Source organism: Dyella sp. 01L423, from assembly GCF_056399945.1.
In genome coordinates this window covers 1,324,024-1,339,409 of record NZ_JBFTSI010000001.1, presented here as the reverse complement: position 1 = coordinate 1,339,409, position 15,386 = coordinate 1,324,024, and the positions used below count along the sequence as shown (strand labels likewise).

The window sequence follows — 15,386 nt, the reverse complement described above, 5'->3', positions numbered from 1 at the left end:
GGCCTGTGCTTAACCTTCGACATTACCCTGCAGCGCCACGCTCTTTTCAAAGTGCAACAGGAAGTCGATGTTGTACATAAACGGAATGCGCTTGTCGTAGCTGATGTTGAGCGACGACGCATTACCGGTGCGCTTGATAGTGATGTCCTGCGGCGTGATGGTGTCGTCGCTCACGTATTGGAAGTCCAGCTTCTTCATCAGGTCATTGCGGACCTGCGTCACCGACTTGGGACCATCCTCACTCGCCAGCTGGTTCATGGCCTTGGTCACGCCCATGAATTCGGTATAGGCCGGCACCAGCTTCATGGCCATGTAGCCAAAGAACGCCACGACGATCAACACCACCAGAAACCCGATCAGGGTGATACCCGTTTGCTTCGATTTCATAGTCCCCTCGCTATGCCGCCTGACGGCGATATCCGGTTAACTGGCAAGGCGCCACCAAGCCGCCCCGGAGGCAGTCTGGCACGCGCATTGTCGCGCCAAGCTGGCTGGAACGTCACCGGGCGCGCACCTATGCCCGTCACGCTTTTAGTGAATGACCGTACCCATGCGATGGAAGGCCACGCCCGAACCGGTCCAACTCAGCCAGATCAGGAAGGCCTTGCCGGCCAGGTTCTGCTCCGGCAGACAGCCCCACCAGCGGCTGTCGGTACTGTTATAGCGGTTGTCGCCCATGGCCAGGTAGCAGCCCTGCGGCACCACCAGCGGCACATGCGGGTTGGGCAGCGGCGGCGGCACGGCATAGTTGGGCATGCGCGCAGTGAGATGGTTGACCACCCCGCCCACCCCGTTCGGCAGGTGCTCGTTCCACACCGTGGCGCCCATTTCCAGCATCAGGCGCGACTCGGTGCGCTTGGGATCGCCTTCGTACGGGCCGATGAGGTCTGCCGCCACCGGCTCGCCGTTCACGATCAGCTGGTCGCCGTGCATCTCGACCCGGTCGCCCGGCATGCCGATGATGCGCTTGATCCAGTTCTGGTTCGGCACCGGGGCATGCGGATCGGCGCAGCTCTGGTCGCCGCTGCGCACCAGTTTGCCGCCGTCGTCGCACAGATAGCCCGGGAAGCGGAACACCACCACGTCGCCACGCTTGGGCTCGCCCAGGCTCACGAACTTGTTGTTGAAGGCCGGCATGCGCAGGCCGTAGGCAAACTTATTGACCAGGATGAAGTCACCCACGTCCAGCGTCGGCATCATCGAACCGGACGGGATGCGGAAAGGCTCGGCCACGAACGAGCGCAGCACCAGCACAACCAACACCACCGGAAACAGCGAACGGGCCCAGTCCACCGCCACCGGCTCGTGCGGCTCCTTGCCTGCCGCGTCGGCCTTGGCCTTGCGCTGCTTGTAGAAGAACAGGCGGTCCAGACCCCACACCACGCCGAACAGCACGGTCAGGCCAAGCAGAATCGCCGAAAAATCAAAATCCATTGAAAGCTCCTCAGGAGCAGTGGAACGAGGGTGTAACAGGGAACCATCGATGGGCAGAGTGCCATGAGGCGGCCCGCCATCGCTGTGACAAGCTCAGCTTTACTTATCCACCTTCAAGACGGCAAGAAAGGCTTCCTGCGGAATCTCCACACGGCCCACCTGCTTCATGCGCTTCTTGCCTTCCTTCTGCTTCTCCAGCAGCTTCTTCTTGCGGCTCACGTCGCCGCCATAGCATTTGGCCAGCACATTCTTTCGCAGCGCCTTCACGGTGGAGCGCGCGACGATCTGAGCACCAATGGCAGCCTGGATCGCCACGTCGAACTGCTGGCGCGGAATCAGGTCCTTCATGCGCTCGACCAGGTCGCGACCACGACGCTCGGCATGGACACGGTGCACGATCAGGCTCAGCGCATCCACGCGATCGCCATTGATCAGCACGTCCACGCGCACGAACGGACCGGCTTCGAAGCGCTCGAAGTGATAATCCATCGATGCATAGCCGCGCGACACCGACTTCAGTCGATCGAAGAAGTCCAGCACCACTTCGGCGAGCGGCATTTCATAGGTGATCTGTACCTGGGTAGCCAGGTACTGGATGGAGCGCTGCACGCCGCGCTTTTCCTCGCACAGCGTGATGATGTTGCCGATGTAGTCTGCCGGCGTGAGGATGCTGGCGACGATGATGGGCTCGCGGATTTCCTGCATCAGATGCGATGCGGGCAGCTTGGCTGGATTGTCCAGCATCAAGATCGAGCCGTCGCTCTTCAGCACCTCGTACACCACGGTCGGCGCCGTGCTGATCAGGTCCAGGTCGTACTCGCGCTCCAGGCGCTCCTGCACGATCTCCATGTGCAGCATGCCGAGGAAGCCGCAACGAAAACCAAAGCCCATGGCTTCGGAGCTCTCCGGCTCGAAAAACATCGCGGCATCATTCAGGCGCAGCTTGTCGAGCGCCTCGCGCAGTGCCGGATAGTCGTCGGCCGAGACCGGAAACAGGCCGGCGAACACGCGCGGCTGCATGGTCTGGAAGCCCGCCAGCGGCTTCTCGGCCGGCTTGGCCGCCAGCGTCAGCGTGTCGCCTACCGGCGCGCCATGCACGTCCTTGATCGAAGCGTTGATCCAGCCCACTTCGCCCGGGGACAGCTTGTCGAGCTTCTTGCGCTTGGGGGTGAATACACCCACTTCGCTCACTTCATGCGAGCGACCGGTGGACATCACCAGCAGCTTGTCGCCCGGCTTGATCTCGCCCTGCATCACGCGCACGAGCGAGACCACGCCCAGGTAATTGTCGAACCACGAGTCGATGATCAGCGCCTGCAGGCGATCGGTATCGCCCACCTTCGGCGGCGGAATGCGAGCGACGATCGCCTCGAGCACTTCCACCACGTTCTGGCCGGTCTTGGCGCTCACCGCAACGGCGTCGTCGGCATCGATGCCGATCACCGCCTCGATCTCGCCCTTCACTTTTTCCGGGTCGGCAGTCGGCAAGTCGATCTTGTTGAGGACCGGCACGACCTCCAGCCCCATCTCCACCGCCGTATAACAGTTGGCCACCGACTGCGCTTCAACACCTTGCGCAGCGTCCACCACCAGCAGCGCGCCTTCGCACGCAGCCAGCGAGCGGCTGACTTCATAAGAGAAGTCGACGTGACCCGGGGTGTCGATGAAATTCAGTTGATAGGTCTTGCCGTCGCGCGCCGTGTACGGCAGCGACACCGACTGTGCCTTGATGGTGATGCCGCGCTCGCGCTCGATCGGATTATTGTCGAGCACCTGCGCCTCCATCTCGCGTTCGGTCAAGCCGCCGCAGATCTGGATGATGCGGTCCGCCAAGGTGGACTTGCCGTGATCGATATGGGCAATGATGGAGAAATTTCGAATCAGTTCCATGGAGCACGCTAGCGGCGTTCACTGATCTGCGGTACGCGCAGGCAGCGCATGACCGGGATGGTCACACGAACCCAGCATTATCGCATGGAACCGTGCCACTTCGGACATCGGGAAAAGCGGGCTATCTCAACGGGATAAGCGAGATCGGAACGCCTCGTTGCGAGGCGTCGCGCGATCCCTCCCAGAGAGCGACAGTGGCCCAAGCGCCCATCGCTCCGCTTGTTCCGGCCCTACGCAGGCGGAACACGACCGGTCACCCCGCAGCGACCGCCATCGCTGCGAACGGTGACTTCAGTCGTCCTTGCCACCGGGCACGGTCAGCCCGATGAAACCACTCTGGTCACCATGACGGACCAGCAAAAGCACGGTGTCCCCCGGTTTCGCGCCCTTGGTGGCCTCGCGGAATGCGGCCGCGGTGCCCACCTTGGTCTGGTTGACCATCAGGATCACGTCGCCCGGCTGCAAGCCGGCCCGCGTCGCCACCGCGCCGCTCACCTGGCTGATGCCCACGCCTTCACCGGCCTTCAGGCCAAGCTGCTGGCGGCTGTCGCCATCAAGATCCTGAACGGACAGGCCCAGGGCACTGGCCGCAGCCTTGGCGGCTGGCTGCTCCGTGTCGGCGGCAGCCATCTTGGCGTTCTTGTCGCGCGGCATTTCCGCCACGGTGACCGGCACACTCTCTTTCTTGCCGTCACGCAGGATCTCGATGGTGGCCTTGCTGCCCGGGGGCGTCTGGCCCACCAGCGGCGGCAGATCCGCGCTTTGATTGATGCTCTGGCCGTTGTACGCCAGGATCACGTCGCCCGGACGGATCCCCGCCTTGTCGGCGGCACTTCCCTTGTTGACCTGCGTCACGGCTGCGCCGCTCGCGTTGTCCAGCTTCAGCGCCTTGACCATGTCGTCGCTGACCTGCTGCACCATCACGCCCAGCTGGCCGCGCGACACATAGCCCTTCTCCTTGATCTGCTTGACCACGTTCATGGCCACGTCGATCGGAATGGAGAACGCCACGCCCTGGTAGCCACCGGTATTGGAATAGATCTGCGAATTGACGCCGACCACGCGCCCCTGCAGATCAAACAGCGGACCGCCGGAATTGCCGCGATTGATCGGCACGTCGGTCTGGATGAAGGAGGTGTATGGCTGATCCTGGCTGCCCAGGTTGCGCCCCACCGCACTCACGATGCCTTGCGTCACGGTGTAGTCGAAGCCAAACGGCGAGCCGATCGCCAGCACCCATTGACCCGGCTTGAGCGTGCGCGAGTCACCGATCGAGACCGGCGACAGCCCACCCTTGGGCTCCACCTTGAGCAGGGCGATGTCGTATTGAGGATCGCTGCCTACCACCTTGGCGGTAAGCACGCGGCGATCCTGCAGGCGCACGGTCACCGTGTCGGCGCCGTCCACCACGTGATTGTTGGTGAGCACATAGCCATCAGCGGAGATGATGAAACCCGAGCCCAGCGAGGTGTGCTGCTGCTCTTCGGGCGAGGGCATCATCGGCATGCCGAAGAAACGTCGCAACATGTCCATCTGCGGATCGTCGTCATCGTCCGGCGCATCGGGCATGCCGCGCGCGCCCGAACGGGCTTTCGCCTGCTTCTTGCCGTTGAACTTGGCCTCGACGTGCACCACCGAGGGCGCGTTCTTCTGCACGATGCCGGTGAAGTCGGGCAGGCCCGACACTGCTGGCGCCGCACTCTGGGCCTGCACACCGCCGGCCAGGGCCAAACTCATCAAGACGCTGCACGACAGCGTCCGCAAGACAAGTCGATTCATGCACTACTCCTTCTGCGTCTCAGGCATACCATGCCGGCCCGCAGATCAGGCAGGCATGGAGAGGTGAAAGGGAACGATCAGGCCGCGGCAAGGGACACACGGCCTTTGATCATTGCGGTCCGGCGGCGGACTGCGCGGGCTGCTGGTCCGGATGAATCAGCAGCAGATAGCGGCCATCGCCATTGCTGACGACCGGATAGCGCGCGACGCGGTAGGGCGTGAGGCTGTTGCGCGAATACAGCGGTGTAGCGCTGTCGCCATCGAGCGTGGCCGAGGCCTGCTGGCTCATCTTGTACGGGACTTCGGAATAGACGTTGAGCCCCGGCGGCGCCACGGCCGGCGTTTCCGCCTGCGCGACCTGGGTGTTGCCCTGTGCGGCCGGAGCCGTCGCCGAAGCGACTTGCGGCGAGAGGCGATCAGCGCCCTGCCCGGCTGGCTGGGCCACCATCAGTGCGGCAACAGCCACACCCGCGGCGATGGCGCCGCCGGCAGACCAGTGCAGCCAATGCCGCCGCTTGCCCCGCTGCACCGCGACGCCCTCGCGCTCGATCGCCTGCATCACACGGGTAGCAAAATCCGCGGAAGCCAGCGCCGGCAGCTCGCGACGCAGACCGTCACGGGCGACGTGATAGCGGGACCAGTCCTGCTGCAGTGTCGCGTCGTGATCGAGCCGACGCAGCAGAAAGCGCAGCTCTTCCTTGGACAGTTGCCCGTCCATGCCAGCAGAAAGGTTTTCGCGTTGATGATCAGTCATGGGTTCTTGCCCTCGCGGTCCGACAACAGCGGCCGCAATTTTTCATCGATAGCTTCGCGCGCCCGAAAAATACGTGAACGTACCGTACCGATCGGACAGCCCATCGCCTCGGCGATTTCCTCGTAACTGAGGCCGTCCACTTCACGCAGGGTGATCGCGGTGCGCAATTCCTCAGGCAGAGCTTGGACAGTGGAAAATACCGTTTGTTCAATTTCCTGTCGCATGAGTTCGCGCTCGGGGGTGGCGCTCTCATGCATGCGGTCCGCGCCGGGCACGAAAGCGGCATCGTCGATGGCGATATCGTCGGCGGGCGGGCGGCGGCTCATGGCCACCAGATGGTTCTTGGCCGTATTGACGGCAATCTTGTACAGCCAAGTATAGAAAGCACTCTCGCCACGGAAGGACCCGATCGCCCTCCAGGCACGGATAAAGGCCTCCTGGGCCACGTCTTCACATTCCGCGTGGTTCTTCAGATAACGGGAGACCAGGCCGACGACCTTGTGCTGGTACTTGCGCACCAGCAGATCGAAGGCCCGTTTGTCCCCCTGTTGGACGCGCTCGACCAGCGCGCTGTCCAGTTCATTTTCGCCCATCCGGGCCATCTCCTTCGTCGATGCTGCCACGCGCCCTGGGATGCCTTATGAATGGATGCGAGCTGCTCAGACAAGAACTTCACGTTCTAGTTCAGAGAAACCCCCATCCCCGGGACGACAAGTGCGCCAACGCGGCGACACCGATGGTGGAAACGCATGGGCACTCCTAAGGGAGCACCGTTCATGACGAAAGGACCACCACCGCCCCAGCAGTGCGGCCCACGGGCGCATCGGGCGCCCTACCCTGGAGTATGGGGCTGTTCGCGGCCCGCGCAAGTCATGCGGCGGTATCGCTGATGCCGGCCAGCAGGCGCTGGCGTTCCAGCAACAGCTTCTCGAACACCGGCTGCGGCAGCGGACGGCAGAACAGGAAACCCTGCAGTTCATCGCAGGCATTGGCGCGCAGGAACTCCATGTGTTGCTCGGTTTCCACGCCCTCGGCCACCACGCCGCGCTTGAGGCGGTGCGCCATCTCGATGGTGGCGCGCACGATAGCCTCGTCATCGGGATCCACGCCGATGTTCTTGACGAAACTCTGGTCGATCTTGATGCGGTCGGCCGGCAGCTTGCGCAGGTAGTCCAGCGAGGCGGCGCCGGTGCCGAAGTCGTCGATCGCAATGCGCACGCCCAGCCGATGCAGCCCCTGCAGGTTCTCCACCAGGTTGGGCGCGGCTTTGATGCTGATGCTTTCGGTGATCTCCATTTCCAGCAGGTTGGCCTCCAGCCCGCTCTCGTCGAGCGCGGCCGACACCACTTCCAGCAGGTTGGGTTGCATCAACTGCACCGCCGAGAGATTCACGCCCAGGCGCAGGCCGAGGCCGAAACGGCGCTCCCATTCCTGCGCATGCCGGCAGGCCGCACGCAGCACCCACTCGCCGATGGAAACGATCAGTCCGGTTTCCTCCGCCAGCGGAATGAAGAAGCCCGGCCCGATGAAGCCAAGCTCCGGATGCTCCCAGCGAACCAGCGCCTCCATGCCCACGATGTCTTCGGTGACCGCATCCACCTGCGGCTGATAGAACACGCGCAGCTCGCCCTTGTGCTCGGCATGGCGCAGGCCGGATTTCAGCGCGAGGTTCTGCTGTTGCGATTGCTCGGCGCTGCCCTCGAAGATTTGATAGTTGTTGCGGCCCAGGCTCTTGGCGGCATACATCGCCTCGTCGGCGTGCTTGAGCAGCGTGTCGGCATCGGGGGCATCGTCGGGGAAGAAACTCACGCCGATGGACGCCGTCACTTGCAACTCGGTGCCGTCGTCGATGCGCAAAGGAGCGCCCATCACCTGGACGATTTTCTCCGCGATGCGCAGCACGTCTTCGTTTTTCACGATATGGCGCAGGATCACTACGAATTCGTCGCCGGCGTAACGGGCCACGGTATCGGACGCCCGCACGCTGCCGCGCAAGCGCTGCGTCGTGGTCAGCAACACCTGGTCGCCCACCGCGTGACCAAGCGTGTCGTTGACGGTCTTGAAGCGGTCCAGATCGACGAACAGCAAGGCGAAGCATTCGCCCGTGCGATTGGCCTCGCGGATCACCGTATCGAGTCGATCGTTGAACAACAGGCGGTTGGGCAGGCCGGTCAAGGCATCGAGCAGGCCTTCGGCTCGGCCTTGCTCGCGGGTGTGCCGCAACTCGATCGCGTGGGCGAATCGCGACGCGGCACACCGAAGTACGGGCTGCACGATATCCAGCGTCGGCAGCGGCTGGCGCGTACCGACCAGCAAGGCGCCCAACACGGTGCGGCGCTCGTCCTGCAGCGGCCAACCCGCAAAACCGGCCAGACCGAGCTGGGCGAGCAAGGGATCCATCGGCGCAAGCCGACCTGCATCAGCCTGATGCAGCATCGCCTGACCTGACAGCACCAGCCGCAACGAGCTTTGCAAGTGCGGGCCTGGCCACAGCTGCTCATCGCCACGCCAGTACTGCACGAGCTGCACGGGCGCACCGCCCTCATCCGGGCGCGCGGACCATACAGCGACATAGTCCAGGCCCATTTCCTCGAACAACAGGCGGGCCGCCTCGGTGATGCCTTCGTCGCCGCTGCCGGCGCCGAACATGCGCGCCAGCAAGCTGAGCGCCACTTCGGCGCGGGCACTGGCCCGATCGCTGCGAAACATCAAGGCGACCGCATCGCGCCCGGCGTGCTGGATCGCGCGTGCGCTGGCCTCGCCTGCATCGGCGCCGCGCGACGAACGTCGACGACCGGCGTGCCACTGGCGCGAACCTTCGGCAATCACCTGCTCGATAGTCGCTTCCTTGAAGGCCAGCACGTCCTTGAGCGGACGACCGCGCAATTCGTGATCGCCCAGCCCGCTGTTGCGTGACACGGCCGGGCTGTAATCGACCAGCTGTCCGCGCACGGGATCGACGATCAACCACTCGCTGTCGACCTCGTCGAAAGCGAAGCGGTAGTCACCCCCGGAAGTTGTAGTCAGGCCGTCGCCGCTGCTGTCCTGGCGCGCGACCATGCGATGCACGCGCTGCCAGCGCGAAAGCAGTTCGTGCTCGATCTGCGAGGCGTACAGCCAATCGGCAATGCCCGCCGGCAACACGTTGGGCTTGAGCACGGCCGCGTCGTCGAGCACGGCAAGAATGGGCGCTCCGACGCAGGCCGGCACGCCACGTAAAACGTCGATGCCGGCCATGCCTTCGCGGCCGTCTCCCTCGAACACGATCACGATCAGCGCCAATGGCGGCCGACCTTCGAGCAGGATGCCGGCATGGGTGGCATCGCGGGCGGAATGGACCACGAAATGCCCGTCACGATCGAACGTGTCGAACAGGGCTCGACGCAGCTCACGCTGCGCCGCAACGACAAGGATGCCCGCGTTGCTCGTCATATCAGAGGATCCAGCGACCGTCGCGCAGGCGCGGACGCTGGGCGGGCTCGGACTGGCAGCTCAGACGCACCAGCACGTCGTTGAAACTGGCCACGAAAGACTCCGGCGGATCAAGCATGACCACGCGGCGCACGTGCCCGGCGGTGGCGCGCGCCAACTGGCGCAGCAAAGTGGCGTCGGCCATCGGCAGCGGGAGCGGCAGGCGCTGCAGCAGGTAGATGCCGAAATGATTGCTCTGCAGCATGTAGCGCAAAGCGATATTGAGGCGTTGCGAGCCGGGCAAGCCGACGTGCTCCTCGCGCAGGTTGCCCAGTCCCAACTCCGGATTCCACAAGTAGACGGCCTGTCCGCTCCGCCGTACCAGCGGGCGCAGCAGCCCGACCAGGCCGACCTTGTCGCCGCCCTCGAGCGCAATCAAATTGCCCCGGGCCGCAAGAATGCGCTCGAGGATTTCAGCGCCGCCCTGCAGGGGGCTGGCGGGAGTGGCGATGGAAGTATTCATTCCGACCTAAATTACGTGTTCTGCGGCGGTTCGCATAGGGAGGGACCCAGCCTCGCCGGAAACCGTGACGCATTTCATGCGGCAGCGCACAGCACGGGTTTTTACAGGGGGTTCATCCTCCCCCGGGTCGTCTCGCAATCCTCGCTACGGGAGGGTATGGTGCAAGGCCTCGTGGCCACTCTCCTTATCCCCATGTTCGAAGGATTGCGCTTCAATCATTGGAAGACGAGCCTGGATGACAGCGGCATCGTCACCCTCTCCCTCGATCGCGCCGGCAGCAAGGTCAACGCCATTTCGCGCGACGTGCTGGACGAGCTGGGCCAGATCGTGGAGCGCCTGGCCATCGAGAAGCCCGCCGGCGTGCTGATCCATTCGGCCAAGCCGTTTGGTTTTGCCGTGGGCGCGGACATCAAGGAATTCGTCAGCTATGCCCAGCAGGGCACGGTGCTGGAGAACATCGAGAACGGCCAGCGCGTGTACGAATCGCTGGCTCGCCTGCCTTGCCCCACCGTGGCAGCCATCCATGGCGCCTGCATGGGCGGGGGCACCGAACTGATCCTGGCCTGCCGCCAGCGCATTGCGGCCGATGACGACAAGACGCGCATTGGCCTGCCCGAAGTGATGCTCGGCATTCACCCCGGCTGGGGCGGCACAGCCCGCCTGCCGCGACTGATCGGCGCCACCGACGCCCTGCCCGTCATGCTTACCGGCAAGGCATTGTCGGCCAAACGCGCCTTGTCGCTGGGCGTGGTCGACCGCCTCGCACCGCCCGCCGAATTGCTGGCCGAAGCGCGCGCCCTGCTGCGTCGCCCGCATGCACGCCCGTTCGCCCTGCGCGCGAAGGCCTGGGCTACCAACACCTGGCTGGCGCGCCAGCTGCTTGCGCCGATGGTGATCAAACAGACGGCCGCCAAGGTACGCAAGGAACACTACCCCGCGCCGTTCGCCTTGATCGACGTATGGAAACGCGGAGGCGCCAGCATCCAGCAACGCCTCAAGCTCGAGGCGCGCTCGGTGGCCAAGCTGGCGGAAACCTCGACGGCGCAGAACCTGATCCGCATCTTCTTCCTGCAGGAACGCATGAAGAGCCAGGGCAGCGGCATCGAGCACGGCATCAAGCACGTGCATGTGGTCGGCGCCGGCGTGATGGGCGGCGATATCGCGGCGTGGGCGGCCTTCAAGGGCTTTGAGGTCACGCTGCAGGACCGCGAGATGAAGTTCATCCAGCCCGCGCTGGATCGCGCCCGCCAACTGTACGAAAAGAAGCTGAAGACAGCCGACAAGGTGGACGCTGCGGTTCGTCGCCTGCGCGCCGACGTGGAAGGCAAAGGCGTGGCCACGGCGGACCTGGCCATCGAAGCGATCTTCGAGAATGCCGATGCGAAGAAGGCGCTGTACGCCACCATCCAACCGCAATTCCAATCCGACGAACTGCTCGCCACCAATACCTCGAGTATTCCGCTGGACGAACTGCGCGTCGGCCTGAAGGCACCGCAGCGCTTCCTTGGCCTGCACTTCTTCAATCCGGTGGCGCAGATGCCGCTGGTGGAAGTGGTGCGCCACGATCAGCTCGATGCCGATGCCGAGCAGCGCGCCCTCGCCTTCTGCAAGGCGATCGGCAAGTTGCCGGTGGCGGTCAAGGGAACGCCGGGTTTCCTGGTCAATCGCATCCTGATGCCTTACCTGCTTGAGGCCATGCGCCTGTACAGCGAAGGCGTGCCGGGTCCGGTGCTCGACAAGGAAGCGAAGAAATTCGGCATGCCGATGGGCCCGATCGAACTGGCCGATACGGTGGGTCTGGACGTCTGTGCGTCCGTCGGCAAGGAGCTCGCCCCCTTCCTTGGACTGGAGTTGCCGCCCGGCCTGGAAGACAAGCTGGCCGCCGGCAAGCGCGGCAAGAAGGACGGCCAGGGCATCTATGTCTGGCAGGACGGGAAGCCGCAGAAGCCTGAAGTCGATCCCGACTACGCCGTGCCAGCCGACCTGCAGGACCGCATGATTCTGCCCATGGTCAATGAAGCCGTGGCCTGCCTGGCCGACCAGGTGGTCGACGATGCCGACTTGCTCGATGCCGGTGTGATCTTCGGTACCGGTTTCGCGCCATTCCGCGGCGGTCCGATCCAGTACGTGCGCAGCGAGGGCGCCGCCGTAGTGAAGGGCAAACTCGAACGTCTCGCGCAGCGCTACGGCGAGCGCTTTTCGCCGAAGAGCGGCTGGGATTTGCCAACGCTCGCCAAAACCGGTTTCGACCTGCCGACCGGTGATGCGCAAGGCGACGATGCCGACGCCTGATCGACAAGCGTGTGCACCATAAAAAACGCCCGGCATAGACCGGGCGTTTTTTTGTCTGCGTGCTTAAGGCGATCCGCTTACCACATCAAATCATCGGGCACGCCATCTTCGCCGACGCTGCCGGTGCTGCCCGGCTCAACCAACAGCGCAATCTGGTTCGCGTCGACCGCCTTCACTTGTTCGGCGAGTTCGCGTGTCACCACCAGGTAACGCCCCTGCTGCTGCACCACGCCAAGTTCACCCGCGTTGATCGCCTTCAGCTGATCAGCATCGACATGCACGCGGCGAATCTTGCCGCCGTATTCGAAATGGCGAACATGATCGACTTCGGGCTTGTTCAAAGTCTTGCCGTCCAGCAACTGCTGGATCTTCAGCTTGCGCTCGCGACGAACACGCGCTTCTTCGGCCGCGGCCTGCTCGGCACGCTTGCGCTCGTTCGCTTCGGTCTGCGCACGGATCGCATAAGCCTTGGCCAGATCGATCTCCTCCTGGCTCTTGGGACCGGAGGGCTTGCCGTGCGGCTTGTGCTGACCCGGCTTGCCGCCCTTGGACGGCGAGCCGCCCTGGCGCTGCTGGTAAGACTTGCCACTGGGCGGCGCCGGCGGGCGCTTCTCTTCACGGACCTGTTTGACGATGCCACTCTTGAGCAGCTGATCGCGCAGGGAATCGGCCATGGTTGAAACTCGCTTGCTGTAGTGCTGTTACGAAAAGAGAGAGATCGATCAATAGTGCGGCGGTGGCGGCTCGCTGTGCGGATCATGCCCTTGCGAACCACGCAACGAGGACAGCTCGCTGCGCAATCCACGAATGACATCCTCCAGCGCCGCCAGACGCATCGACAGCTCCGCATCGGCCGAAGCCAGCGCGTTCACCGTGTCGTCGACAAAGGTGAGCCGCACTTCGAGCTCCGTCAATCGTTGCTGCAGGGAGTCGTCGGCCATGCTCACTGCCTCAGGCTGCGACCGCGACCGATACCGTAGTACGCCAGGCCGGCCTCTTCCACCGCGGCGGGATCGTAAAGGTTGCGACCATCGAACACCGCCGGCTCGGTCAGCATGTCGCGAATGCGGGCGAAATCGGGACTGCGGAACGCCTTCCACTCCGTCACGATGGCAAGCACATCGGCGCCATCCAATGCCTGATAGGCGCTCTCGCACAAGGCCAGGTCATCGCGATCGCCATAGATGCGATGCGTCTCGTGGCCGGCCTCGGGATCGAACGCGCGCACCTTGGCGCCCGCCTTCCACAGGGCTTCCATCAAGTTGCGGCTCGAGGCCTCGCGCATGTCATCGGTGTTCGGCTTGAAGGCGAGACCCCACAGCGCAATCGTCTTGCCGGCGAGTTCGCCATTGAAGTGCCGCGAAATCAGCTCGAACAGCTTGGTCTTCTGATCGTGGTTCACCGACTCCACCGCACCCAGCAAACGGGCGCTGTAGCCGACGCCACGCGCGGTGCGCTCCAGCGCCTGCACGTCCTTGGGGAAACACGAGCCGCCGTAACCCGCACCCGGGTAGATGAAGTGGTAGCCGATGCGCGGATCCGAACCGATACCCTGGCGCACCAGCTCGATGTCCGCGCCCACGCGCTCGGCGATGTTGGCGATCTCGTTCATGAAGCTGATCTTGGTGGCGAGCATCGCGTTCGCTGCGTACTTGGTCAGCTCGGCGGAACGCTCGTCCATCACGACCGTGCGATCGTGGTTGCGATTGAACGGCGCATACAGCTTGCGCAACACGCCAATGGCACGCTCGCTGGAGCTGCCGATGACGATGCGGTCGGGGCGCAGGCAATCTTCCACTGCGTCGCCTTCCTTCAGGAATTCCGGATTGGACACCACGTCGAATTCGACCGCGACGCCGCGCTTGGCGAGTTCGCCCGCGATAGCGTCACGCACCTTGTCCGCCGTGCCCACGGGCACGGTCGACTTGTTCACCACCACTGTGTACCGGTCCATGTGCTGGCCGATCGTTCGAGCCACGCTGAGCACGTACTTCAGGTCCGCGCTGCCGTCTTCATCCGGCGGCGTGCCCACGGCAATGAAGACGACCTGGCCGTGCGCGATCCCCGGAGCCGGATCGGTGGTGAAGTCCAGCTGCCCGCTCGCATGATTGCGCTTGACGAGGGGCTCCAGGCCCGGCTCGTAAATGGGGATGTCGCCGCTCTTCAGGCGCTCGACCTTGCCCGCGTCGATATCGACGCAGACCACGTGGTTGCCCATTTCCGCCAGGCAAGCGCCGGTGACCAAACCCACATAGCCGGTGCCGAAGATCGTGACCTTCATTGTCGTGAAAACTCCAGGAGACAAGAATCCGATTCTAACAGGCCCGCCCTGACCGCGGCTGCAGGCCAAGCGGCTCGCCGCAGCGAAAAACCGCCGGCCACAAAAGACACGGGGCGCGAATTGCTTCGCGCCCCGTGGATGGTTCAACCAGCTTTGGTGGCGATTACTTCGCGCCGCCAGCCTGATCAGCAGCGGCCGTCGGGCCGGTCTTGACCAAGGTGACGTCGAAGATGATCGTCGAGTTCGGCGGGAAGCCGTTCTGCGGCTGGGCGCCGTAGGCGATGTTGGCCGGGATGAAGAACTTGTAGTGACCGCCGACCTGCATCAGCTGCATGCCTTCACGGAAACCCGGAATCACGCCAGCGAGCGGGATGGAAGCAGCGCCGCCGCCTTCATGCTTGGACGAATCGTCGAACACTTCGCCGTTCACGAACGAACCGACGTAGTTGACCTGCACGGTGTCGCTCGGACCCGGGCGGGCGCCCGTACCCTGGCTGATCACCTGGTACTGCAGACCCGAAGCGGTGGTCTTCACGCCCGGCGCGGTCTTGTTCTTGGCGAGGAAGGCAGCGCCTTCGCTCTGGTTCTTCGAAGCGACCTGGGTGTACTCGGCCTTGGCCTTGGCCTGCAGATTGGCCACGAACGCGTCACGAACCTGCTTGGCTTCGGCTTCGCTCATGGTCGGCTTCTGGCCCGACAGGGCGGACTGCAGGGCGCGAGCGACCGTAACCGGGTCCACTTCAGCGCGAACCAGCGGCGGCAGCGAGCTGGCCAGATCCCAACCGACCACGTAGCTGGCCTTGGTCTTGTCCACTGCAGCCGGAGCGGCGGCGGCGGGGGCGGCTGCGGGCTTCGCGGCCTGTGCGTGCACGCCAGCGGTCGAGCCCAGAGCAACAGCGAGCGCGGCCGCCGTCAGCGTGGGACGCAGAAAATGCTTCATGTAGAACTCCCTCGTATTGGATATGCCGGCGCTACCGGACTTAAGGCCCCCCCGATGGAGGCAGGCCCCGCATTGTGCGGTG

The 15,386-nt window shown here is 64.1% G+C and carries 13 protein-coding genes; 1 reads left to right on the top strand and 12 read right to left on the bottom strand.

Going from position 1 to position 15,386, the window contains the following annotated elements; translation table 11 throughout:
• Positions 1-9 precede the first annotated feature (9 nt).
• The 8 genes from AC1DMY_RS06110 to AC1DMY_RS06075 all read right to left on the bottom strand — a co-directional run bounded on the left by AC1DMY_RS06110 (position 10) and on the right by AC1DMY_RS06075 (position 9,791).
• The gene (locus AC1DMY_RS06110) at positions 10-387 is read right to left on the bottom strand and encodes a DUF4845 domain-containing protein (RefSeq protein ID WP_477164067.1); all 378 of its coding nucleotides are present in this window, start codon (positions 385-387) and stop codon (positions 10-12) included.
• Positions 388-531: 144 nt separating this feature from the next.
• Positions 532-1,434, bottom strand: a complete 903-nt coding sequence (lepB, locus tag AC1DMY_RS06105) for a signal peptidase I (protein WP_477164066.1) — start codon at positions 1,432-1,434, stop codon at positions 532-534.
• A gap of 99 nt (positions 1,435-1,533) precedes the next feature.
• Positions 1,534-3,324 carry a translation elongation factor 4 gene (gene lepA, locus AC1DMY_RS06100; RefSeq protein WP_441603237.1) on the bottom strand — a complete coding sequence of 597 codons (1,791 nt, stop codon included), beginning with the start codon at positions 3,322-3,324 and terminating at the stop codon, positions 1,534-1,536.
• A gap of 291 nt (positions 3,325-3,615) precedes the next feature.
• Positions 3,616-5,103 (bottom strand): Do family serine endopeptidase, encoded by a 1,488-nt coding sequence (locus AC1DMY_RS06095; RefSeq protein ID WP_477164065.1) that lies wholly within the window; start codon positions 5,101-5,103, stop codon positions 3,616-3,618.
• A 109-nt stretch (positions 5,104-5,212) separates the two neighbouring features.
• Positions 5,213-5,857 carry a sigma-E factor negative regulatory protein gene (locus AC1DMY_RS06090; RefSeq protein ID WP_477164064.1) on the bottom strand — a complete coding sequence of 215 codons (645 nt, stop codon included), beginning with the start codon at positions 5,855-5,857 and terminating at the stop codon, positions 5,213-5,215.
• Positions 5,854-6,450, bottom strand: coding sequence for an RNA polymerase sigma factor RpoE (gene rpoE, locus AC1DMY_RS06085; RefSeq protein WP_046971630.1), 597 nt, complete (start codon positions 6,448-6,450; stop codon positions 5,854-5,856). The genes AC1DMY_RS06090 and rpoE overlap by 4 nt, the downstream gene beginning before the upstream one ends.
• Positions 6,451-6,727: 277 nt before the next feature.
• Entirely contained in the window at positions 6,728-9,289 is a 2,562-nt protein-coding gene (locus tag AC1DMY_RS06080) for a putative bifunctional diguanylate cyclase/phosphodiesterase (protein WP_477164063.1), read from the bottom strand.
• 1 nt (position 9,290) lies between these two features.
• Positions 9,291-9,791, bottom strand: a complete 501-nt coding sequence (locus AC1DMY_RS06075) for a hypothetical protein (protein WP_477164062.1) — start codon at positions 9,789-9,791, stop codon at positions 9,291-9,293.
• A gap of 192 nt (positions 9,792-9,983) precedes the next feature.
• Between AC1DMY_RS06075 and AC1DMY_RS06070 the strand changes: the two genes are divergently transcribed.
• The gene (locus AC1DMY_RS06070; protein WP_477164198.1) at positions 9,984-12,083 is read left to right on the top strand and encodes a 3-hydroxyacyl-CoA dehydrogenase NAD-binding domain-containing protein; all 2,100 of its coding nucleotides are present in this window, start codon (positions 9,984-9,986) and stop codon (positions 12,081-12,083) included.
• A gap of 77 nt (positions 12,084-12,160) precedes the next feature.
• On the opposite strand, the gene AC1DMY_RS06065 is transcribed toward AC1DMY_RS06070, so the two are convergent.
• The 4 genes from AC1DMY_RS06065 to AC1DMY_RS06050 form a co-directional block, all read right to left on the bottom strand.
• A complete protein-coding gene (locus AC1DMY_RS06065) occupies positions 12,161-12,757 on the bottom strand; it encodes a DUF2058 domain-containing protein (RefSeq protein WP_477164061.1) in 597 nt (198 codons plus the stop codon).
• A gap of 48 nt (positions 12,758-12,805) precedes the next feature.
• Positions 12,806-13,024, bottom strand: a complete 219-nt coding sequence (locus AC1DMY_RS06060) for a SlyX family protein (protein ID WP_477164060.1) — start codon at positions 13,022-13,024, stop codon at positions 12,806-12,808.
• Positions 13,025-13,026: 2 nt separating this feature from the next.
• On the bottom strand, positions 13,027-14,364 hold the full coding sequence (locus AC1DMY_RS06055; protein ID WP_477164059.1) for a UDP-glucose dehydrogenase family protein: 1,338 nt from the start codon (positions 14,362-14,364) through the stop codon (positions 13,027-13,029).
• Between the two features lie 163 nt (positions 14,365-14,527).
• Positions 14,528-15,304, bottom strand: coding sequence for an FKBP-type peptidyl-prolyl cis-trans isomerase N-terminal domain-containing protein (locus tag AC1DMY_RS06050; RefSeq protein WP_477164058.1), 777 nt, complete (start codon positions 15,302-15,304; stop codon positions 14,528-14,530).
• Positions 15,305-15,386 lie beyond the last annotated feature (82 nt).

Excerpts from the sequence above, each read along its gene's own strand:
- AC1DMY_RS06110 (WP_477164067.1), bottom strand. The coding sequence starts at position 387 with ATGAAATCGAAGCAAACGGGTATCACCCTGATCGGGTTTCTGGTGGTG.
- lepB (WP_477164066.1), bottom strand. The coding sequence starts at position 1,434 with ATGGATTTTGATTTTTCGGCGATTCTGCTTGGCCTGACCGTGCTGTTC.
- lepA (WP_441603237.1), bottom strand. The coding sequence starts at position 3,324 with ATGGAACTGATTCGAAATTTCTCCATCATTGCCCATATCGATCACGGC.
- AC1DMY_RS06095 (WP_477164065.1), bottom strand. The coding sequence starts at position 5,103 with ATGAATCGACTTGTCTTGCGGACGCTGTCGTGCAGCGTCTTGATGAGT.
- AC1DMY_RS06090 (WP_477164064.1), bottom strand. The coding sequence starts at position 5,857 with ATGACTGATCATCAACGCGAAAACCTTTCTGCTGGCATGGACGGGCAA.
- rpoE (WP_046971630.1), bottom strand. The coding sequence starts at position 6,450 with ATGGGCGAAAATGAACTGGACAGCGCGCTGGTCGAGCGCGTCCAACAG.
- AC1DMY_RS06080 (WP_477164063.1), bottom strand. The coding sequence starts at position 9,289 with ATGACGAGCAACGCGGGCATCCTTGTCGTTGCGGCGCAGCGTGAGCTG.
- AC1DMY_RS06075 (WP_477164062.1), bottom strand. The coding sequence starts at position 9,791 with ATGAATACTTCCATCGCCACTCCCGCCAGCCCCCTGCAGGGCGGCGCT.
- AC1DMY_RS06070 (WP_477164198.1), top strand. The coding sequence starts at position 9,984 with ATGTTCGAAGGATTGCGCTTCAATCATTGGAAGACGAGCCTGGATGAC.
- AC1DMY_RS06065 (WP_477164061.1), bottom strand. The coding sequence starts at position 12,757 with ATGGCCGATTCCCTGCGCGATCAGCTGCTCAAGAGTGGCATCGTCAAA.
- AC1DMY_RS06060 (WP_477164060.1), bottom strand. The coding sequence starts at position 13,024 with ATGGCCGACGACTCCCTGCAGCAACGATTGACGGAGCTCGAAGTGCGG.
- AC1DMY_RS06055 (WP_477164059.1), bottom strand. The coding sequence starts at position 14,364 with ATGAAGGTCACGATCTTCGGCACCGGCTATGTGGGTTTGGTCACCGGC.
- AC1DMY_RS06050 (WP_477164058.1), bottom strand. The coding sequence starts at position 15,304 with ATGAAGCATTTTCTGCGTCCCACGCTGACGGCGGCCGCGCTCGCTGTT.